The 20,269-nt window shown below is 71.7% G+C and carries 22 protein-coding genes; 15 read left to right on the forward strand and 7 right to left on the reverse strand.

From position 1 onward, the window contains the following. Window positions 1-89 precede the first annotated feature (89 nt). Both mshA and IO33_RS0130285 read left to right on the forward strand, forming a co-directional pair. Window positions 90-1,427, forward strand: a complete 1,338-nt coding sequence (gene mshA / locus IO33_RS0130280) for a D-inositol-3-phosphate glycosyltransferase (RefSeq protein WP_031170801.1) — start codon at window positions 90-92, stop codon at window positions 1,425-1,427. Further along, entirely contained in the window at window positions 1,420-1,923 is a 504-nt protein-coding gene (locus IO33_RS0130285) for a type III secretion system chaperone family protein (RefSeq protein WP_031170803.1), read from the forward strand. The genes mshA and IO33_RS0130285 overlap by 8 nt, the downstream gene beginning before the upstream one ends. Window positions 1,924-2,094: 171 nt before the next feature. On the opposite strand, the gene IO33_RS0130290 is transcribed toward IO33_RS0130285, so the two are convergent. Further along, a complete protein-coding gene (locus IO33_RS0130290; protein WP_107069414.1) occupies window positions 2,095-2,943 on the reverse strand; it encodes a helix-turn-helix domain-containing protein in 849 nt (282 codons plus the stop codon). Between IO33_RS0130290 and IO33_RS0130295 the strand changes: the two genes are divergently transcribed. Continuing rightward, window positions 2,942-3,367 carry a DUF2000 domain-containing protein gene (locus IO33_RS0130295; protein WP_031170807.1) on the forward strand — a complete coding sequence of 142 codons (426 nt, stop codon included), beginning with the start codon at window positions 2,942-2,944 and terminating at the stop codon, window positions 3,365-3,367. The genes IO33_RS0130290 and IO33_RS0130295 overlap by 2 nt on opposite strands. A 31-nt stretch (window positions 3,368-3,398) precedes the next feature. Here IO33_RS0130295 and IO33_RS0130300 read toward each other — a convergent pair whose 3' ends face one another. Further along, window positions 3,399-3,872, reverse strand: a complete 474-nt coding sequence (locus tag IO33_RS0130300) for a carboxymuconolactone decarboxylase family protein (protein WP_031170809.1) — start codon at window positions 3,870-3,872, stop codon at window positions 3,399-3,401. 497 nt (window positions 3,873-4,369) lie between these two features. Here IO33_RS0130300 and IO33_RS0130305 point away from each other — a divergent pair, with 497 nt between their 5' ends. From IO33_RS0130305 to IO33_RS0130315, 3 genes are all read left to right on the forward strand, one after another. After that, window positions 4,370-4,579: a hypothetical protein gene (locus IO33_RS0130305; protein WP_031170811.1), complete on the forward strand. Its 210-nt coding sequence runs from the start codon at window positions 4,370-4,372 to the stop codon at window positions 4,577-4,579. A gap of 122 nt (window positions 4,580-4,701) precedes the next feature. Continuing rightward, on the forward strand, window positions 4,702-6,933 hold the full coding sequence (locus IO33_RS53605; RefSeq protein ID WP_031170813.1) for an FG-GAP repeat domain-containing protein: 2,232 nt from the start codon (window positions 4,702-4,704) through the stop codon (window positions 6,931-6,933). Window positions 6,934-7,069: 136 nt separating this feature from the next. Next, a complete protein-coding gene (locus IO33_RS0130315) occupies window positions 7,070-7,327 on the forward strand; it encodes a hypothetical protein (protein WP_031170815.1) in 258 nt (85 codons plus the stop codon). Window positions 7,328-7,490: 163 nt separating this feature from the next. On the opposite strand, the gene IO33_RS0130320 is transcribed toward IO33_RS0130315, so the two are convergent. Further along, on the reverse strand, window positions 7,491-8,741 hold the full coding sequence (locus tag IO33_RS0130320; RefSeq protein WP_031170817.1) for an MDR family MFS transporter: 1,251 nt from the start codon (window positions 8,739-8,741) through the stop codon (window positions 7,491-7,493). Between the two features lie 177 nt (window positions 8,742-8,918). Here IO33_RS0130320 and IO33_RS0130325 point away from each other — a divergent pair, with 177 nt between their 5' ends. Then, a complete protein-coding gene (locus IO33_RS0130325; protein WP_031170820.1) occupies window positions 8,919-9,680 on the forward strand; it encodes a phosphoglyceromutase in 762 nt (253 codons plus the stop codon). Window positions 9,681-9,759: 79 nt separating this feature from the next. Here the strand turns inward: IO33_RS0130325 and IO33_RS0130330 are convergent, their stop codons facing one another. Continuing rightward, window positions 9,760-10,134, reverse strand: a complete 375-nt coding sequence (locus IO33_RS0130330; protein ID WP_031170822.1) for a VOC family protein — start codon at window positions 10,132-10,134, stop codon at window positions 9,760-9,762. A gap of 40 nt (window positions 10,135-10,174) precedes the next feature. After that, on the reverse strand, window positions 10,175-10,408 hold the full coding sequence (locus tag IO33_RS0130335; protein ID WP_245235923.1) for a hypothetical protein: 234 nt from the start codon (window positions 10,406-10,408) through the stop codon (window positions 10,175-10,177). 215 nt (window positions 10,409-10,623) lie between these two features. Between IO33_RS0130335 and IO33_RS0130340 the strand changes: the two genes are divergently transcribed. Then, window positions 10,624-11,433: a GAF and ANTAR domain-containing protein gene (locus IO33_RS0130340; protein ID WP_063765827.1), complete on the forward strand. Its 810-nt coding sequence runs from the start codon at window positions 10,624-10,626 to the stop codon at window positions 11,431-11,433. Between the two features lie 566 nt (window positions 11,434-11,999). Here IO33_RS0130340 and phoU read toward each other — a convergent pair. Then, window positions 12,000-12,689 (reverse strand): phosphate signaling complex protein PhoU, encoded by a 690-nt coding sequence (phoU, locus tag IO33_RS0130345; RefSeq protein WP_031170828.1) that lies wholly within the window; start codon window positions 12,687-12,689, stop codon window positions 12,000-12,002. A 180-nt stretch (window positions 12,690-12,869) separates the two neighbouring features. On the opposite strand from phoU, the gene phoR reads away from it, so the two are divergent. Together phoR and phoP are read left to right on the forward strand one after the other, a co-directional pair. Then, complete coding sequence (gene phoR / locus IO33_RS0130350; protein ID WP_031170830.1) at window positions 12,870-14,126, forward strand: two-component system sensor histidine kinase PhoR; 1,257 nt, start codon at window positions 12,870-12,872, stop codon at window positions 14,124-14,126. Between the two features lie 5 nt (window positions 14,127-14,131). Next, the gene (gene phoP, locus IO33_RS0130355) at window positions 14,132-14,803 is read left to right on the forward strand and encodes a two-component system response regulator PhoP (protein ID WP_466437636.1); all 672 of its coding nucleotides are present in this window, start codon (window positions 14,132-14,134) and stop codon (window positions 14,801-14,803) included. Between the two features lie 117 nt (window positions 14,804-14,920). Here the strand turns inward: phoP and IO33_RS0130360 are convergent, their stop codons facing one another. After that, window positions 14,921-15,604 carry a hypothetical protein gene (locus IO33_RS0130360; protein ID WP_031170833.1) on the reverse strand — a complete coding sequence of 228 codons (684 nt, stop codon included), beginning with the start codon at window positions 15,602-15,604 and terminating at the stop codon, window positions 14,921-14,923. A gap of 604 nt (window positions 15,605-16,208) precedes the next feature. Here IO33_RS0130360 and IO33_RS0130365 point away from each other — a divergent pair. The 5 genes from IO33_RS0130365 to cysS all read left to right on the forward strand — a co-directional run bounded on the left by IO33_RS0130365 (window position 16,209) and on the right by cysS (window position 20,194). After that, window positions 16,209-16,691: a CarD family transcriptional regulator gene (locus IO33_RS0130365; RefSeq protein ID WP_003953493.1), complete on the forward strand. Its 483-nt coding sequence runs from the start codon at window positions 16,209-16,211 to the stop codon at window positions 16,689-16,691. 335 nt (window positions 16,692-17,026) lie between these two features. Beyond that, entirely contained in the window at window positions 17,027-17,779 is a 753-nt protein-coding gene (ispD, locus tag IO33_RS0130370; protein ID WP_031170835.1) for a 2-C-methyl-D-erythritol 4-phosphate cytidylyltransferase, read from the forward strand. Further along, entirely contained in the window at window positions 17,769-18,269 is a 501-nt protein-coding gene (gene ispF / locus IO33_RS0130375) for a 2-C-methyl-D-erythritol 2,4-cyclodiphosphate synthase (RefSeq protein ID WP_031170837.1), read from the forward strand. The genes ispD and ispF overlap by 11 nt, the downstream gene beginning before the upstream one ends. 57 nt (window positions 18,270-18,326) lie before the next feature. Then, the gene (locus tag IO33_RS0130380; protein ID WP_031170839.1) at window positions 18,327-18,731 is read left to right on the forward strand and encodes a PPOX class F420-dependent oxidoreductase; all 405 of its coding nucleotides are present in this window, start codon (window positions 18,327-18,329) and stop codon (window positions 18,729-18,731) included. A 59-nt stretch (window positions 18,732-18,790) separates the two neighbouring features. Continuing rightward, a complete protein-coding gene (cysS, locus tag IO33_RS0130385; protein ID WP_031170842.1) occupies window positions 18,791-20,194 on the forward strand; it encodes a cysteine--tRNA ligase in 1,404 nt (467 codons plus the stop codon). Window positions 20,195-20,269: the final 75 nt, after the last annotated feature.

Here is a 20,269-nt window from a genome sequence, read left to right on the forward strand (position 1 = left end):
AATGGCGGAGCACCCGTCCGCTGTTGCACCACCGTGGAGGGCGCGGTCGGTCCTCCGTCCGGCATGCCCGCAGCAAGGAGGACGGCCACGTGAGCCAGTACGTCAGCAGGCTCGGGCGACGTTCCCCGTCGGCCGCGTCACGGCTCCGTCTGCTCCGCCGGCCCCGCAGGGTCGCGATGCTCTCCGTGCACACCTCTCCGCTCCACCAGCCAGGCACCGGCGACGCCGGCGGCATGAACGTCTACATCGTGGAGCTGGCCCAGCGGCTCGCCGCGATCAACATCGAGGTCGAGATCTTCACCCGGGCCACGGCCGGCGGCCTCGCGCCCACGGTCGAGCTGGCCCCCGGCGTCCTCGTCCGGCACGTCGACGCGGGCCCCTACGAGGGCCTGGCCAAGGAGGACCTCCCGGCCCAGCTGTGCGCCTTCACGCACGGCGTGATGCAGGCCTGGGCCGGTCACCGCCCCGGCCACTACGACCTCGTCCACTCCCACTACTGGCTCTCCGGCCACGTCGGCTGGCTCGCCGCCCAGCGCTGGGGCGTGCCGCTGGTGCACGCGATGCACACCATGGCCAAGGTCAAGAACGCCAACCTGGCCGACGGGGACTCGCCCGAGCCCGCCGCCCGGGTCATCGGCGAGACCCAGATCGTGGCCGCCGCCGACCGGCTCATCGCCAACACGGAGGAGGAGGCCGACGAGCTGGTACGGCACTACACGGCCGACCCCGCGAAGGTCGCCGTCGTCCACCCGGGCGTCAACCTCGACCGCTTCCGTCCGGCCGACGGCCGCGCCGCCGCCCGCGCCCGCCTCGGCCTGCCGCAGGACGCCCTGATCCCGCTCTTCGCCGGCCGCATACAGCCCCTGAAGGCACCGGACGTCCTCCTGCGCGCGGTGGCCGTCCTGCTCGACGAGCGTCCCGAGCTCCGCTCCCGCATCCTCGTCCCGGTCGTCGGCGGCCCGAGCGGCAGCGGGCTCGCCAAGCCGGAGGGCCTGCAGAAGCTCGCCGCGCGGCTCGGCGTCTCGGACGTCGTACGGTTCCGCCCGCCGGTCGGCCAGGAGCAGCTCGCGGACTGGTTCCGGGCCGCGTCCGTGCTCGTGATGCCGTCCTACAGCGAGTCCTTCGGCCTGGTCGCCATAGAGGCGCAGGCGGCCGGTACGCCGGTGCTCGCGGCCTCGGTCGGCGGGCTGCCCGTGGCCGTGCGCGACGGCGTCACCGGCTTCCTCGTGTCCGGTCACGACCCGGCCGACTACGCGCGCGTGCTGCGCCGTTTCGCCGACGAGCCGTCCCTGTCGGCGAGCATGGGCGAGGCCGCCGCCCGCCACGCCCGGTCCTTCGGCTGGGACACCGCGGCCGCCGCGACCGCCGACGTCTACACGGCCGCGACCCAGTCCCACCGCCGTCGCGTACGCTCCCACCATGGGTGATGGCGAGAAGGCGGTCGGGCAGGTCCTGGAAGCTGCCCTGAAGGACGCCGAACTGGAGTGGGAGAGCCCCGACCCCGGCACCTACGTGGTCAAGCTCCCCGGCACCCGCAAGCTCTCCACGACGGTCTCCTTCCTGGTGGGCCGCCACTCCCTCTCCCTCAACGCCTTCGTCGTCCGGCACCCCGACGAGAACGAGGCGGGCGTCCACCGCTGGCTGCTGGAGCGCAACCTCAAGCTGTACGGCGTCAGTTACGCCGTCGACCGCCTCGGCGACATCTACGTCACCGCCCGGCTGCCCCTCGCCTCCGTCACCCCCGACGAGATCGACCGTCTCCTCGGCCAGGTCCTGGAAGCGGCCGACGGCGCCTTCAACACCCTTCTGGAACTGGGCTTCGCCTCCTCGATCCGCAAGGAGTACGCCTGGCGGGTGTCCCGCGGCGAGTCCACGCGCAACCTGGACGCGTTCAGGCACCTGATCGAACGCCCGGCGGACTGACCGCGGATCACCCGGCGGCTCAGGACGGGCGCGGCTCCCGCTTCCCGCTCGCGCCGCTGTGGCCGAGTGCGTCGGCGAAGGCCCGCAGGGCGTCGGCCGGCTCCTTCTCGGCCGGCAGCTGGTCGGCCTTCGGTGTCGCCGCCGGTGCCGTCCGCGCAACCTGTACGAGGCTCAGCGCGAACCGCGCCGGTAGCGCCCCGGCGGCACCCCGACCAGCTTCTTGAAGTGCCGGGTGAGATGGGCCTGGTCGTAGAACCCGGTGGCCGCCGCCACCTCGCCCGGTGCCAGCCCGTCCAGCAGCAGCCGCCGGGCGCGCCCGACCCGCCGCGACATCAGGTACTGGTGCGGGGCGATGCCGTACGCGCCGCTGAACGCCCGCACCAGATGGGCGGGATGGGCGTGCAACAGGCGCGCGGCCTCCGCCAGCGCGACCCCGTCGACGACCCGGGCGTCGAGCAGCTCCCGCAGCCGCCGGCCGAGGACCGGATCCGGGCGGTGCGCCGGTGCGTCCGGGCGCCGCCGCAGATGGTCGCGCAGCCGCTCCCCGACGAGGGTCAGCCTGCTCTCCGCCTCCAGCTCGTCACCGGGCCGGGCGAGCGCGGAGTGCAGCTGCCCGACGCGCCGGCGCAGTACCGGGTCTGGCAGATCGGGCCCGTCCACGGCGGCCCCGATCAGGTCCTCGCCGAGCCGGCTGCTGTCGAGGTACACGACCCGCTTGCGGAAGCCGTCCGGGGTGGCCGGCGAGCCGTTGTGCGGGACGTGCGGCGGGAGCAGGGTGACCGTGTCGTGCGGGGTGCCGTGCTCGTGCCGGTCGAGGTCGTACCGCACGGCCCCGTCGTCCACGATGAGCAGCGTCCAGGCGTCGTGGACGTGCATCGGGTAGGAGTACTCGGTGAAGCGGGCGTGGAAGACCTCGGTGACGCCCGGGACGCGGGGGCGCCACGCGCTGACTTCCTGCCGGGCGGCCACGCAAAGAACGTACAAGACGCTCGCGTACGACGCCCGGCAGTCTCGTCCCATGAGCGCTGAACCCATCCGTTTCGACACGAAGATCGCCGTGCTGCTGCGCGCGGACCTGGAGCCCTGGCAGCGGCTCAACGTCACCGCGTTCCTGGTCAGCGGCCTGGGCGCGACGGTTCCCGAGGTGATCGGGGAGCCGTACGAGGACGCGGACGGGGTGTCGTACCTCCCCATGTTCCGCCAGCCCGTGCTGGTCTTCGAGGGGTCGAAGGAGACCCTGAAGGCGGCGCACGACAGGGCCCTGGGCCGCGCCCTGCCCCGCGCCGTCTTCACCTCGGACCTGTTCGCCACGGGCAACGACCGCGACAACCGCGCCGCGGTCCGGGCCGTGCCGACGGCCGAGCTGGACCTGGTGGGACTGGCGGTCCACGGCCCCCGCAACGCGGTGGACAAGGTGCTGAAGGGTGCCCGGATGCACCCGTGACCGCGTCTCCCCGCCTTCGCCGGGGTCCGCGTCAGCCGAACATGCCGGGCACGTAGTCACCGGCGGGCTGCTGGACGAGGACGTTGACGCGGTTGTAGGCGTTGATGAGGGCGATCAGCGCGACGAGCGCGGCGAGCTGGTCCTCGTCGTGGTGCTTGGCGGCGTTCGCCCAGACCTCGTCCGGGACGCCGCCGGCCGCGTCGGCGATCCGGGTGCCCTGCTCCGTCAGCTCCAGCGCGGCCCGCTCGGCGTCGCTGAACACCTTGGCCTCCCGCCAGGCCGCGACGAGGTGCAGCCGCTGCGCGGTCTCCCCGGCGGCGGCTGCGTCCTTGGTGTGCATGTCGAGGCACATCCCGCAGCCGTTGATCTGGCTGGCCCGGATCTTCACCAGCTCCTGGGTCGCCGCCGGCAGGCTGGACTCGGAGACCGCCTTGCCCGCCGAGTTGAGGTACTTGAAGAACCTGCCGGAGACGGCGTTCTCGAAGAGGTTCAGTCGCGCGTCCATGATCTGCTCCCGTGGGGTGGCCGATGGTTACACCGTCTCTGACGGAACGATCCGGGGAGATGTGACACGACCACCGGTGACGCGCGCCACGAGACCTGCGGGGCACCCGGACGGCCCGGTGCTGTGGAAGATCGCGCCCGAATCTGCACAGCGCGTACGCAAGTGCGCGGCCGGTGGGTTCCGTTGGTACGGAGTTGTCCCGGTCGGCGCGGCGCTGGCAATACCCGTGGCCCGTCTGTGCCGTGCGGGGGTGTGGAGAAACTCCCCCCATAGCGTGACCGGGCCCGCACGGTTCGGTCACCGCCGGGGACAACTGACCCGGGGCGGGCGCCGGTTGGCTGGCTGCCCGGCGCGCTCCCGTGGTTTGATCGCTCGCGCCGCCGGGTTCACGCCACGGTGTCCTGAAAGGGACGGCGCACGCCCGCGGTCGCGGTCCACCGTCTGTCCCCAGCGGTGCCGCTCCCCTGTGGACCACCCATGCGAAGGGCAGTTTCCCCATGAACTCCGCTCACCAGGTTGAGACCCTCGAGATCTCCGACGCCGACCTCGACACCGTCGCCGGCGGTCTGGCCCCCGAGGTCAGCCTCACGCTCGACAACACCACCCTCAGCAGCGCCGACGTGCTGTCCCAGCTCGGCGCCGTCCAGGGCGAGGCGCTGGGCGCCCTCGGCCAGTCGCACCAGGTCGGCTTCAACGCCGCCCTCTGATCGCTGCGATCAGCGCACCGAGCCCCTGCCGGCGGACAACTCCCGGCAGGGGCTCAGTCATTCCGGTCCTATAAGATCCACACACTTTTCTCACCAAGTCTGGAACCTGGGGGGACCGGATCGTGAACCGGTATGTCATAAGAGGGACGTTCGCGCTCGTACTGAGCGGGAGCCTCCTGGGGGCCCTGCCCGCGCTGTCCGCCGAAGCGGCGGCCGCACCGGGCGCGGGCACCGCGGCCGGTGCGGCGGTGGCCACCGACCCCGTACAGCCCGGCGTCTGGGGCACCTCCACCGAGGTCGCCGCCACCGCCCCGCACCGCGTGCTGGGCCTGCAGGCCCGCGCCGACGGCGCCCTCGTCGCCCTGCGCGACCAGCCGCAGGACCCCGCGCAGACCGCCGAGGTCCGCCGGCTCACCGTCCAGGTCCGCCCGGCGGGCAGCACCACATGGGCCGCGCCCCAGACGCTGTCCACCACCGCCGGCCTCTACGACAGCGCCCTCGCCCCGCAGGCCGACGGCTCCTTCGTCGCCTACTGGAGCGAGAGCCTCCCGGAGGGCAAGAGCCTGCTCAAGGCCGCCACCCTGGCCCCGGGCGCCACCCGCTGGTCCGACCCCACCACCGTCGCCACCCTCTCCTCCTGGGCCGAGCACCCCCTGGTCTTCGGCAGCGCCACCGGCCGCCTCGCGGCCGTCTGGGCCGTCCGGATCACGGGCGGCCGTGAGCTGCGCATGACCGAGCGGCCGGCCCCCGGCGACGCCTGGTCCGCGCCCACCGTGTTCGACACCGTCAAGAGCGACGCCGAGGACGGGGAGTGGTTCCTGACCGGGCTGCACGCCGCCCTCGACAAATCGGGCAACGCGGCCGTCGCGTGGAACCTCGACGACCGCCCCCGCGACGGCGGCGGCGCGACCCCCGCGGGCGGGCCCTCGTACCACTCCCGGATCATGGAGCGCAAGGCCGGTGCGACCACGTGGGGCGACGCCGAGGACCTGACCCCGCTCACCGGCACCCAGCCCGGTGCCCTCCGCCTCGACGCCGACCCGGCCGGCGGACTCACCCTCCTGTGGGCGAGCGTCGGCGGCCCCGTCCGCTTCGCCCGCAAGGCCGCCCCCGGCGCCGAGTGGAGCGCCGCCGAGCAGACCGGGCTCACCGGCTGGTACGCCCCCCGCGCCCTGCCCCGCCCGCTGACCGCCCCGAACGGTGACGTCACCCTCGTGGGGGCCGCGGACAAGGCGGTGATCTCGACGACCCGCTCCGCCCGCACCGGCGTCTGGGGCGCCGTCGAGCAGGCCGACGACCGCCGTCCCGCCGGCTCGGCCGTCAGCTCCGGCATCGCCGGCGACGGCACCGTGCACGCGGGCTGGGCCGTGTCCATCGGCAACGGCTCGTACCGCTTCGTCGCCGGCTTCCGCACCCGTGGCGGCTGGTCGGCCCCCAAGACGCTGGCCACCACCACCGGCAACCGGACCGTCGACGGCGCCCTCACGGTCGCCGGCACCCGCCCCACCGCGCTCTGGTACGACAGCTCCGCACTCGGCGGCCCGCTGCACGCCGTCTCCGGCACCACCCGCGCGCTGCCCCGCGCCCGCGACTACGGCGACGACGGCCGCGCCGACGTGCTCGCCCTGACCGGCACCACCCTGACCCGGTACGACGGCGACGCCGCGGGCCACCTCGCCACGGGCCCGGTGCACAGCGGCGCGGTCACCACCGGCTGGCCCGCCGGCACCCGGTTCACCGGCTTCGGCGACCTGAACGGGGACCGCCTCAACGACGTCCTCGCCGTGCTGCCCACGGGCGAGGCCCGCGTGTACGAGACCCCGGCGGGCAGGCTGCCCGCGCCGGCGTCCCCGTACAAGAAGACGAGCAGCGACTGGCGCGGCTACGACGTCCTCACCAGCCCCGGCGACCTGACCGGCGACGGCCGCGCCGACCTGCTGGCCCGCTCCGCCGCCACCGGTGACCTCTACCTGTACGCCGGCGACGGCACCGCCGGATTCGCCCCGCGCGTCAAGATCAGGTCCGCCTGGAAGGGGTACACCCGGGTGATCGGCGCCGGTGACCTCACCGGCGACGGGCGCGGAGACGTGCTGGCCCTCGACAGCTCCGGCGAGCTGTGGCGCTACAACGGCACCGGCACCGGCAAGCTCGCCGACCGTGTGCTGGTCTTCCGCGACTGGGGCAAGAGCTACCGCCAGGTGCTCGGTGCCGCCGACCTGAACGGGGACGGCCGGGCCGACCTGCTCTCGGTCGACTCGGCCGGCGTGGCCTGGCTCAACCCGGGCACCGGGCACGGCACCTTCGGCAGCCGGGTCCGCGTCGGCTCGGGCTGGACCGGCCGCACCCTGTCCTGACCGCAGGCCCGCACGCGGAGGAGGGGCACCCCTCCTCCGCACCGTCTATTCGGGTGCTTGTGTGCACGTCACCGCTTCTCGCCGGTGGGCCGGCGGCATACGTCTGGCGAGCACACACCGACCGAAGGAGACGCATATGCGTGTAACCACCGTGCTGGCCGCCACCGCTCTCGCCGGGACCGTTCTGTTCGGAGGAGCGGCCCAGGCCCTCGCCGACGACGGCGACGACATGGGCAACGTCGGAGTCGATTTCGGGACCAGCGCACCGGCCGCGTCCGAACTCGGCCAGGGCGCGTCCGACTCCGGTCAGGGCGCGTCCGACGACAGCCAGGACATGCCCGATTTCAGCAAGACCGGGGCCATCTTCGACAAGTCACCGGCCGCCACCCACTAGGCCGTCCCTTCCTTCCTGGCCTTCCTGTCCTTCCTGGCAGACGCCCCGCACCGTGCTGCGCTCGGTGCGGGGCGTGGGACGTCGGGTGGGATGCCGGGAGCCGTGGTGCGTGTGGGGCGGCTTTCGGCTCAGCCCTCCGCGACCCGGACCGAAGGCTTTCGGCTCAGCCCTCCGCGACCCGGACCGAAGCGGACGGCCGCGGCGCCGGAGCCGGCCCTGCGCTCGGCAGCTTCCGCATGAGCACCCCGTACCCCAGCCCGGCCACCGTCCCCACCGCCGCGCACATCCCCCACAGCCACTGCGCGCCCAGCCGGTCGATGACCGCACCGGACATCAGCGGCGCGATCAGCGAGGCGACGGACCAGGACAGCGTGTACACGCCCTGGTACCGCCCGCGCCCGTGCACCGGGGACAGCCGCACCACGAGCCCGGTCTGCGTCGGCGCGTTGACGATCTCGGCGAGGGTCCACACGCAGACCGTGAGCGCGAAGACGCCGACCGATCCGGCGAAGGCGGTGAGCCCGAAGCCGTACCCCGCGAGCACCGAGGAGACCACCAGCAGGGTGCGCGGGTCGCGGTGCTCGATGAAGCGGGTGACCGGGATCTGCAGGGCGACGATCAGGACGCCGTTGACGGCGATGGCCAGGCCGTAGTCGGCGGGCGAGAACCCCGCCCGCCCCATGGCCACGGGCAGGCCGACGGACCCCTGCTGGAAGACCAGGGCGACCAGGAAGGACAGTCCGACGACAGCCATGTACCGCCCGTCGCGCAGCACCGTGCCGAGGCTGACGTCCGTGTCCGCCTGCCGGGCCGTGGCCGCGGGCCGCGACTCGGGCAGCTTGAGGAAGACGACGACCGCGCAGAGGGCCGTCATCCCGGCCTCGATCAGGAACCCGGCGCGATAGCTGAACTCCGCGATGAACCCGGCGCCCATCGAGGAGACGGCGAAGCCGAGGTTGATGGCCCAGTAGTTGAGGGAGAAGGCGCGGATCCGGTCCTCGGGGCGGACGATGTCCGCCATCATCGCCTGGACGGCCGGCCGGGACGCGTTGGAGGCCATGCCGACGAGGAAGGCGACGGCGGCGATGGCGACCGGGCTGGTCATGAAGCCGAGCAGCGCGACGGAGGCGGCGGTGGCGGACTGGGCGATGAGCAGCGTCGGCCGCCGTCCCAGCCGGTCGGCCATCACCCCGCCTGCCAGCGAGGAGACGACACCGCCCAGCCCGTGCAGGGAGGCGACGAGACCGGCGTAGGACGCCGAGTAACCGCGGTCCAGGGTGAGGTACAGGGCCATGAAGGTGGCCACGAACGCGCCGAGGCGGTTGACGAGGGTGCTGGTCCACAGCCACCAGAACTCACGGGGGAGTCCGGAGACCGTCTCCCGGGCGGCACGTCTGAGACGGGCGGCGGACATAGCGGGATCCCCCCACGGATCGAAGGCACCCGGTGCGGATGCTGTAAGCGGCACTAGCGGTAGGCACAACTTACCGAGGTGATCCACGGGCGGCCACTCGTTTAACAGAGGCCGTCAACGGTCCACCCACCGGTCGGCCGGGGCGGGCGCGGGAGGCCGTGGATTACGCTCTTTCCCATGGCCGACGCACCGTACAAGCTGATCCTCCTCCGCCACGGCGAGAGCGAATGGAACGCGAAGAACCTGTTCACCGGCTGGGTGGACGTCAACCTGAACGAGAAGGGCGAGAAGGAGGCGGTCCGCGGCGGCGAGCTCCTGAAGGACGCCGACCTCCTCCCCGACGTGGTCCACACGTCCCTGCAGAAGCGCGCGATCCGCACGGCCCAGCTCGCCCTTGAGGCCGCGGACCGTCACTGGATCCCGGTCCACCGCAGCTGGCGCCTGAACGAGCGCCACTACGGCGCCCTCCAGGGCAAGGACAAGGCGGCGACGCTGGCCGAGTTCGGCGAGGAGCAGTTCATGCTCTGGCGCCGCTCGTACGACACCCCGCCGCCCGCGCTCCCCGACGACTCCGAGTTCTCCCAGGCGCACGACGCCCGCTACGCGACGATCCCGCCGGAGCTGCGCCCGGACACGGAGTGCCTGAAGGACGTCGTCGTCCGGATGCTGCCCTACTGGTACGACGGCATCGTCCCCGACCTCCTGGCCGGCCGCACGGTCCTGGTCGCCGCCCACGGCAACTCGCTGCGCGCCCTGGTCAAGCACCTGGACGGCATCTCCGACGCCGACATCGCGGGCCTGAACATCCCGACCGGCATCCCGCTGTACTACGAGCTGGACGCCGACTTCAAGCCGACCACCCCCGGCGGCAGGTACCTCGACCCCGAGGCGGCCGCAGCAGCGATCGAGGCGGTCAAGAACCAGGGCAAGAAGAAGTAAGCCCTACCCATCAAGCCCCCAACCTGCGGTTTCTCTGCGGGTGGGGGCTTTTCGGGGTTCTTGGGCCCTCTGTGAGCAGCTAGACCTTCCGTCTGGTCAGGCAGAAGGGATGTCCGGCCGGGTCGGTGAGGACGCGCCACCTGTCACCGCCCGGTTGACAGTCCGGCCTGGCCGCGCCCAGCGCCAACAGCAGCGCCTCACCCTGGTCGAGGTCGTCGACCTCGAAGTCGAGGTGGATCTGTTGCGGCACGGTCTGGTCGGGCCAGCGCGGAGCCTGATAGCCGTCGACCCGCTGGAACCCGATGAAGAGCCCGTCATCGCCGTCGAGCCCGGCGAAGTCACGGTCGGATCCGGGGTGGATCCCGAGCCCGGTGGCCTGTGCGTAGAACGCAACCAGCGCCTCAGGGTCGGGGCAGTCGAGTGTTATCGCCGTCAGCTTCATCTGCAGGGCCATGGCGTCACACCATAGTGATCAGCTCCGGCCACGGGTGCCGTCAGCTCGTCAGGGTGGTCAGGCCGCATGCCAGGAGGGCGATCCCCATGAGCCCGAAGTTGATCCGCATGACGGTCAGGCTCCGCCAGGGCGCTCCGTACGCGGTGCGCCGCGTGACCACGACGTCCGCCCAGTCCCACACCCGCACATCGACACCGCGGTAGCCGCAGGCCACGGCCGTGCACGCGCCGCCCGCGAGCAGCAGGAGCAGTGTCAGCACCACACGCGCGATCACGCCGTTCCCTCCCCTACCCACGACCGGTGCCGCGTGGCGGCATTGTCGCAGGGGCGGTCGGAGCCGCCGAAGGGCCTCCCTGAGGCAGTCGTCGAAAGCGGTATGTCACTCGTCCCAAGCTGGGCACTCGGAGCGTGGGACAACCGTCCGGGGCTGCCGACGGAATACTGGTGGATCATGTCTGATGACGATGGGCTGCGACGGGGGTGTTGACCATGTCGCCCGAGCGGCCGGAGGAGCCGGCCGGCGGCGGAGGGCCGCCGGACGGGCAGGCACGGCTGTGGGTCACCCGGACGCTCGCCGCCGCCGCGCGGGGCGCCGACGCCCCCGAGCAGGTGCCGGGCGCGCTCTGCGCGGTCTGCGTACGGCTGCTGCCGATCAGCGGCTCCTCGGTGTCGATCTCCGGCGGGAAGGGCGTACGCGTCACCTGGTGCGCCAGTGACCGGGTCGCGGCCCGGCTCGCCGAACTGCAGTACACCCTGGGGGACGGGCCCTGCCAGAGCGCTCTCGACCGGGGCGCCCCGGTCGTCGCGTCCGACCTCACCGGCGGCCCGGACGCCCGCCGCTGGCCGATCTTCGCGTACGAGGCGGTGGCACTCGGCGTGCGCGCGGTCTTCTCGCTGCCGCTCGGCGTCAACGGCGCCGCCGTCGGCACCCTGGACCTGTACAGCGAATCCGTCGGCGGCCTGACCGAGCGGGACATGCGGACGGCGCTGTGGGCGCGCGACGCCGTCACCTTCGCGCTGATGAGCCTCCAGGCGGCCGGGCACGAGGGGGCCGAGGAGGACACGGAGGACGAGGTGGCGTCGTGGATGGCGGCGTCCGAGGCCGACCACACCGAGGTCTACCAGGCGGTCGGCATGGTGATGGTGCAGCTGGACCTGGACGCCGAGCAGGCCCTGGACCGGCTGCGGGGCCGTGCGTACGCCGAGGGCCGCACGGTCAGCCAAGTGGCCCGCGAGGTCCTGGCCCGCAGGCTCCGCTTCCAGATGGAGCCCGGAGCCCCAGGCCGACGACGGCGGTGACCGCAGGGACTACGCCAGTGAGGACGGGCGTGACGGCGGGGACGAGGGAAGGGACGGTCAACGGTGATGGGCCGAGCTCGGCGCGCTGGACCGGGTCGCCCGGGAGGCGGGGGCGTGGCTGGACCGGTACCGGACGACCACGGTCCGGGACGCCCTGGAGGATCTGCACCGCTGGGCGCAGGGGCACGAAGGAGGGCCGGTGTGAAACGTGTTCACACCGGCCCTACGCAGTCGTACCGTCCTCAGCCGCACTGGCAGGGCGCGCCCGACTGGCACCCGCACCCGCAGCCCGAACCGCAGCCGCACGCACCGATCAGTGGAAGGCTCGTCGGGGCGGCGGGCTGCTGGGTCTCGCGCTCCTGCGTGGGGTCGGGCGTGGTGCTGGGGGATTCGGCCATGGGTCCCTCCTAGACGCTGGGGCAGGGATGCCCTCGTCCATTTCATGCCCGTTTCCCCGGGCGCATCAACGGCGCACGGAGGCGCCCACGCGCCCCGGGCGCAGACCCGCGGAATCCGGGAGCCACATCCGCCCCACCGGCCCCGCGCGTCCGCGGGGCCGGTCCGGGTCAGGCGCCCTCGACGCCCGTGACCGGCTGGATGTCCTGCTGGAGTTCGTCCGCGTGCTCGCCCGTGACCAGGTAGACGACGCGCTTGGCGACGGCGACGGCGTGGTCGGCGTACCGCTCGTAGTAGCGGCCGAGCAGGGTGACGTCGACGGCGGTCTCGATGCCGTGCTTCCAGCGATCGTCGATCAGGTGCTGGAACAGCGTGCGGTGCAGCAGGTCCATCTCGTCGTCGTCCTGCTCCAGCTGGAGCGCGAGGTCGATGTCCTTCGTGATGATCACCTCGGCCGCCTTCGCCATCAGTCGCTGCGCGAGCTGGCCCATCTCCAGGATGGTCGCGTGCAGGTCCTGCGGGACGCCCCGCGCGGGGAACCGCAGCCGCGCCAGCTTCGCCACGTGCTGGGCGAGGTCGCCGGAGCGCTCCAGGTCGGCGGACATGCGCAGGGAGGTGACGACGATACGGAGGTCGGTCGCCACCGGCTGCTGCCGGGCGAGCAGGGCTATGGCCCGCGCCTCCAGGTCGTGCTGCAGCTCGTCGACCTTCTGGTCCGCCTCGATGACGCTCTCGGCCAGCTTCAGGTCGGCGTCCAGGATGGCGGTCGTGGCGCGTCCGATCGCCGACCCGACCAGCCGGGCCATCTCCACCAGACCGTCGCCGATCGAGTCAAGTTCCTCGTGGTACGCGTCCCGCATCAGGGTTCCCTCTCATAGGTGTGCTTGGTCCCCACGCTCCCACGTTCTGCCCCGCACGCGTCCGTTTCCGCCACCCCAAATGAACCAATCCTGGCCCCAAGGTGAACTCTGGGCGACGAGTGTCCGAGGTCGCCCCTCGACGGCTGTGGTCATGTCGTACGCCCTGCTTAACCTTGAGGCATGGACGTGAACGCGGCGGTCGCCGCAGCGGCAGCGATCGCCGGGGTGCTCACCGGCGTCATCGCCATGCTGGCGTTCCGCTGGAGCGAACGCGACCAGAAGCGACCGACCAGGACTTCCTTGCACACCGATCCCGTACTCCCGCCCGGCGTGGACACCGTACTGTCCGTGCTCCGCTCCTCGGCCGTCGTCCTCGACGAGGCCGACGCCGTCGTCAAGGCCAGCTCCGCCGCCTACGCCCTCGGGCTGGTCCGCGGCGGCAAGCTCGCCGTCGAGCCGATGCTCCAGATGGCCCGGGACACCAGACGTGACGGGGAGATACGGCAGGTCGAGCTGGATCTGCCCCGGCGTGGCACCGGACGCGGCGAGGCCCTCGCCGTCTCCGCGCGCGTGGCCCCGCTCGGCTCCCGCCTGGTCCTGCTGCTGGTCGAGGATCTGACCGAGGCCCGCAGGATCGAGGCGGTGCGGCGCGACTTCGTGGCGAACGTCAGCCATGAGCTGAAGACGCCCGTCGGCGCGCTCTCCCTCCTCTCCGAGGCCGTCATGGACGCCTCCGACGACCCCGAGGCCGTACAGCGCTTCGCGGGCCGGATGCAGATCGAGGCGACCCGCCTGACCAACCTGGTCCAGGAGCTGATCGACCTCTCCCGGGTGCAGAACGACGACCCCCTGGAGGACGCCGAGCCCGTCCGGGTGGACGAGCTGGTCGCCGAGGCCGTCGACCGCTGCCGCCACCAGGCCGGTACCAAACAGATCACCATGGCCGCCGGAGGCACGGCGGACCTGGCCGTCTGGGGCAACCGCGGCCAGCTGGCCGCCGCCCTCGGCAACCTGGTCGAGAACGCGGTGAACTACTCCCCGGCCCGTACCCGCGTCGGCATAGCCGCCCGCCGGGTCACCGCGCCCGGCGGCGACATGATCGAGCTGGCCGTGACGGACCAGGGCATCGGCATCTCCGAGAAGGACAAGGAACGCGTCTTCGAGCGCTTCTACCGCGTCGACCCGGCCCGCTCCCGGGCCACCGGAGGCACCGGGCTGGGTCTCGCGATCGTCAAGCACGTGGTCGCCTCGCACGGCGGGGAGGTCACGGTCTGGAGTGCCGAAGGCCAGGGCTCCACCTTCACCCTCAGGCTGCCGGAGGCGGGTGCGGCCCGCGACCGTGCGTCGCAGCACCCCGACCCCGACCTCGACGACGAGGCCGGCACCACTGAGTCATCCCCGTACGAACCGCTTCCCGCCCCGGAGGTCCTTCCGTGACCCGAGTGCTCGTCGTCGAGGACGAGGAGTCCTTCTCCGACGCCCTGTCGTACATGCTCCGCAAGGAGGGCTTCGAGGTGGCCGTGGCGGCCACCGGCCCCGACGGACTCGACGAGTTCGAGCGCAACGGCGCCGACCTCGTCCTCCTCGACCTGATGCTGCCGGGTCTGCCCGGTACGGAGGTGTGCCGCCAGCTGCGCGGTCGCTCCAACGTCCCCGTGATCATGGTGACGGCCAAGGACAGCGAGATCGACAAGGTCGTCGGCCTCGAAATAGGAGCCGACGACTACGTCACCAAGCCCTTCTCCTCGCGTGAGCTGGTCGCCCGTATCCGGGCCGTCCTGCGCCGCCGCGGCGAGCCGGAGGAGGTCACCCCGGCCGCGCTGGAGGCGGGCCCGGTCCGGATGGACGTCGACCGCCACGTGGTGACGGTCGCCGGCTCCAAGGTCGACCTGCCGCTGAAGGAGTTCGACCTGCTGGAGATGCTGCTGCGCAACGCGGGCCGCGTGCTCACCCGCATGCAGCTCATCGACCGCGTCTGGGGCGCCGACTACGTGGGCGACACCAAGACCCTCGACGTCCACGTCAAGCGGCTGCGCGCCAAGATCGAGCCGGACCCGGGCGCGCCGCGCTACCTGGTGACGGTGCGGGGTCTGGGCTACAAGTTCGAGCCGTAGGCCGTACGACCGCACACACCCGTCCGTGCCGAAGGGCGGCACCCCGCGCAGGGGTGCCGCCCTTCGGCATACGTCCTCGGTGCCTGACGGCCGGCGGTGCTCAGTGACCGGCGGTGCTCAGTGACCGGCCGCCGACTGGGACGCGGAGTCGCTCGGGGTGGCGCCGGTGCTCGGGCTGCCGCTCGCCGAGCCGCTCGGGGAGGACGACGGGCTCGCCTTGCCGCCCTTGTGCGGCTTGGTGCCGGCGGAGGCACCCGGCGCCGGGGAGTTGGTCGCCGGGCCGGACGGGATCTCGCTCGGGCCCCACTTGTCGAAGTAGCTCGTGGCCGGGACCACGAAGGCGCGCAGGCTCACGTCACCGGTCGTGCTGAAGGTGAAGGTGATCTTCTGCGCGTTGCCGTTCACGACCGACTGGTGGCCGTTGGGGATCGCGGCGGAGGCGTTGTCCTTGCCGCCGATGATCAGCGAGCCGTGCGCCGGGATCGTCAGGCTCTGGCCCTTGGCCGGGGTCAGCTTGACGGTCTCGCTGCTGCCCGGGATGGAGATGGACTGCAGGGTCTGGGGGTCCTTGTCCGCGTTGAACACGGTCGCGGAGATCACGGCCGGGCCCGGGGCCTTCAGGTCGGGCTGGGTGATGATCAGCGCGTTCTGGACCTTGATGGTTCCGACGGTGGTGGCCGCGTTGTCCGGCTTGACTTCCAGGGTCTGTGAGTCGTTGCCGGCGCCGCAGGCGGCGAGCGAGGCGATCGAGAAAACGATGGCGGAGGCGGCGAGGGCGCCGCGTCGAAGGCTGCTGCTCACGGCGGCGGCAACTCCTTGAACGCGCGGGCGGCTCCCCTTATAAAGCCACCCTAAGTGTCTGTCAGCGGCCTTAGGCTACCGAGCCGTTCCCGGGCCGCCGCACCCGACCCTCCCCGAGCACCCTGCTTCCCTCCGGCTGGAGGTACCGCGAACCCATCGCCACTCCCGTCACAAGTGACCCTCCAGTCACTTTGCCGAGGGCTCGTCCGTCATTCACATAACCGCTCGCAAATTTTCCGTGAAGGAATGCGTGACGGCCCCGATATTGATCACGCGCCACCCCCTCCGGCGACCGTTGATCAATTTTGGAATCACCCCGGATGCGTCCGGGGTCACCGAACGGAGTAGCGGAAGTCGTACGCTTGGAACCGGACAAACCGGGACGTTCATCCACTTGGAGATGGCTCCGGAAGTGTGTAACGTACGCGTTTCACCCCGCCCGGAGAGCCCCTCCGACCTGCGAATTCCTCGTTCCGCGGGGCCCTCGCAGCACGTTCCTGTCGCAGTTGTCAAGCCCCGAGATATGCCCTGACCTGCGAAAACGCCATTCAGAAGACGCCGTATCCGTGTTACCCTGGATAGCCACGGAAGGGGTACCTGTCACATGACGTTCAAGGTTGGCGACACCGTGGTCTATCCCCATCACGGGGCCGCGCTGATCGAGGCCATCGAAACTCGCCAGATCAAAGGCGTGGACAAGACCTACTTGGTGCTGAAGGTCGCCCAGGGTGACCTGACGGTACGTGTGCCAGCGGACAATGCGGAGTTCGTCGGCGTGCGTGATGTGGTCGGTCAGGACGGGCTGGACCGGGTCTTCGAGGTGCTGCGCGCGCCGTACGCCGAGGAGCCCACGAACTGGTCGCGTCGCTACAAGGCAAACCTGGAGAAGCTCGCCTCCGGCGATGTCATCAAGGTCGCGGAAGTCGTGCGTGACCTGTGGCGTCGTGAGCGCGAGCGTGGACTGTCCGCCGGTGAGAAGCGCATGCTCGCCAAGGCGCGGCAGATCCTGGTGAGCGAGCTGGCTCTCGCGGAGAACACGAACGAGGACAAAGCCGAAGCCCTGCTCGACGAGGTGCTCGCCTCCTGACGCGCCACGGCAGCGATCCCTCGCTCCGGAAACGCTCAGCACAGTAAATGCCGCGGTGCCCGATGACACTGATCCTGTCGCCGGGCGCTGCGGCATGTTCGTACCCATGGCGCCGGATGCCCATCGCGCCCTGGTCACGGAAAAGGCTCCGCTCTTCGCCGCTCTTCCGTGTTCTTCGGAAAGCCCCCGAACAGCAAGCCCCCCGATACTTGATGTGCCGGGCCCGGGCAGATGGCTCGACCAGGGTCACGGAAAGGGTCCGGTCAAGGCGTCGCGCCCGGCACTCCTCCAGGCCATACCCACCTAGGTCGAGCACACAAACCTGACAGGAACCGATGTCTGACGAATCGCGCCCCTCACCCGCGCCGAACCCCGTCGCCGCCGTGATTCCAGCAGCCGGCCGGGGCGTACGCCTCGGTCCGGGCGCCCCCAAGGCGCTGCGCGCGCTGAACGGCACGCCCATGCTCATCCACGCGGTCCGCGCGCTCGCCGCGTCCCGCCATGTCTCCCTGGTGATCGTCGTGGCCCCGCCGGACGGCGCCGCCGAGGTCAAGTCCCTCCTGGACGCGCACGCCCTGCCCGACCGGACCGACTTCCTCGTCGTCCCCGGCGGGGACAGCCGCCAGGAATCGGTCAGGCTCGGCCTGGACGCCCTGCCGCCCGAGTACGGCATCGTCCTCGTCCACGACGCGGCCCGCCCGCTGGTCCCGGTCGACACGGTCGACGCGGTCGTCGAGGCCGTACGCGACGGTGCCGCCGCCGTGGTCCCCGCGCTCCCGCTCGCCGACACCGTCAAGGAGGTCGAGCCCGCGGCCGAGCCCGACGCCCCCGAGCCGGTCGTCGCCACCCCCGAGCGGGCGCGCCTGCGCGCCGTCCAGACCCCCCAGGGCTTCGACCGCGCGACCCTGGTCCGCGCCCACGAGACCGTCGGCGACGAGGTCACCGACGACGCGAGCATGGTCGAGCAGCTGGGTGTGACGGTCGTCGCCGTCCCCGGGCACGAGGAGGCCTTCAAGGTCACCCGCCCCCTCGACCTGGTCCTCGCCGAGGCGGTCCTCGCCCGCAGGAGGCTCAACGATGGCTTCTGAGCAGTCACCGGTGGTACTGCCCCAGGTCGGCATCGGCACCGACATCCACGCCTTCGAGGAGGGCCGCGAGCTGTGGTGCGCGGGCCTGAAGTGGGAGGGCGAGGGGCCGGGCCTGGCCGGGCACTCCGACGCGGACGTCGTCGCCCACGCCGCGTGCAACGCCCTCTTCTCCGCCGCCGGACTGGGCGACCTCGGACAGCACTTCGGCACCGGCCGCCCCGAGTGGTCCGGCGCCTCCGGAACCACCCTGCTCACCGAGGCGGCCCGGATCGTCCGCGAGGCGGGCTTCACCATCGGCAACATCGCCGTCCAGGTGGTCGGCCCCCGCCCGAAGATCGGCAAGCGCCGCGACGAGGCCCAGAAGATCCTCTCCGAGGCGGCCGGCGCGCCCGTCTCCGTCTCCGGCGCCACGACCGACGGCCTCGGCTTCCCGGGCCGCGAGGAGGGGTTGATGGCGGTGGCGACGGCACTCGTGGTGCGGGTGGACTGAGGCCGTGCGAGGGTACCCACACGGCCACCAGTGATCCCTGGATTCCGGAGGGTGCCCATGTCCGCCGTACTGTCCGACCGCCTGAAGTCCCTGCTCGACGGCAAGGTGTTCATCGTCGTCGGCACCGTCCAGCCCGACGGCAGCCCCCAGTTGTCCCCCGTCTGGGTGAAGCGCGACGGTGACGACCTCCTCTTCTCCACCACGGTCGACCGCCGCAAGAAGAAGAACCTGGACCGCGACGCCCGGGTGACGGTCGTCGTCATGGACCCCGACCAGCCCTACGAGTACGCCGAGATCCGCGGCACCGCCGAGATGACGACCGAGGGCGCCGCGGAATTCATCGACGAGCTCAGCGAGAAGTACACGGGCAGGAAATACGCCGACTTCAATCCCGCCTCGGCGAACGACGCCGAGCGGGTGGTCGTGCGGATCAGGCCGAGGAAGGTCGTCGGGGCGCTCTGAGCCCCGGCATTGTGGGGAAGGGGCGTGAGGCACCCTCTCGCGCCCACTACCCTGGAGGGGTGACCATTCGCCTGTACGACACCAGCGCCCGGCAGATCCGCGATTTCACCCCGCTCAAGCAGGGTTGTGTCTCGATCTACCTGTGTGGCGCCACCGTGCAGGCGGCACCGCACATCGGACACATCCGGTCGGGTCTGAACTTCGACATCATGCGCCGCTGGTTCTCCTACCGCGGCTACGAGGTGACCTTCGTCCGCAACGTCACGGACATCGACGACAAGATCATCGCCAAGGCGCAGGAACAGGGCCGGCCGTGGTGGTCGATCGGGTACGAGAACGAGCGCGCCTTCAACGAGGGTTACACCGCGCTGGGCTGCCTGCCGCCGACGTACGAGCCGCGCGCGACCGGCCACATCACCGAGATGGTCGAGATGATGCAGCGCCTGATCGAGCGCGGGCACGCCTACGCCGCCGACGGCAACGTCTACTTCGACGTACGGTCCTTCCCCGAGTACCTGCAGCTGTCCCGGCAGGAGCTGGACAACCTGCTGCAGCCGGCCGGCGAGGGCGAGACCGGCAAGCGTGACCCCCGTGACTTCGCCATGTGGAAGGCCGCCAAGCCCGGCGAGCCGACCTGGCCCACCCCGTGGGGCGCGGGCCGGCCCGGCTGGCACCTGGAGTGCTCGGCGATGGCGCACAAGTACCTGGGCTCCGCGTTCGACATCCACGGCGGCGGCCTGGATCTGATCTTCCCGCACCACGAGAACGAGATCGTCCAGTCCAAGGCCTACGGCGACGACTTCGCCCGGTACTGGGTGCACAACGCCTGGGTGACGATGGCCGGCGACAAGATGTCCAAGTCGCTCGGCAACAGCGTCCTGGTCAGCGAGATGGTCAAGCGGTGGCGGCCGATCGTGCTCCGCTACTACCTGGGTGCCCCGCACTACCGGTCGATGCTGGAGTACAGCGAGGAGTCGCTGCGCGAGGCCGAGTCGGCGTTCGCGCGGATCGAGGGCTTCGTGCAGCGGGTCACCGAGCTGGCCGGCAAGGGAGTGGAGCCGGCCGCCGAGGTCCCGCCCGCGTTCGCCGAGGCCATGGACGACGACCTGGGCGTCCCGCAGGCCCTGGCCGTGCTGCACACCACCGTCCGGCAGGGCAACAGCGCGCTGGCCGCGGACGACAAGGAAGCCGCGGTGGCACGGCTCGCCGAGGTGCGGGCCATGCTGGGCGTCCTGGGCCTGGACCCGCTGGACGAGCACTGGGCCGGCGAGGACACCGGCCACGGCGAGGACCTGCACGACGTGGTCGACAGCCTGGTCCGCCTGGTCCTGGACCAGCGCGAGTCGGCCCGCGCCCGCAAGGACTGGGCCACCGCCGACGCCATCCGCGACCAGCTGGGCCAGGCCGGCCTGGTCATCGAGGACAGCCCGCAGGGCCCGCGCTGGAGCCTCGGTTCCCGGTAGCCCCCCGGCCCTTGATCGATTGTGCCGCCCGGCCCCCCGGGCGGCACACTGCATAGACGTACGCACACTTTTTCG

Source organism: Streptomyces durhamensis, from assembly GCF_000725475.1.
GTDB lineage: Bacteria > Actinomycetota > Actinomycetes > Streptomycetales > Streptomycetaceae > Streptomyces > Streptomyces filipinensis.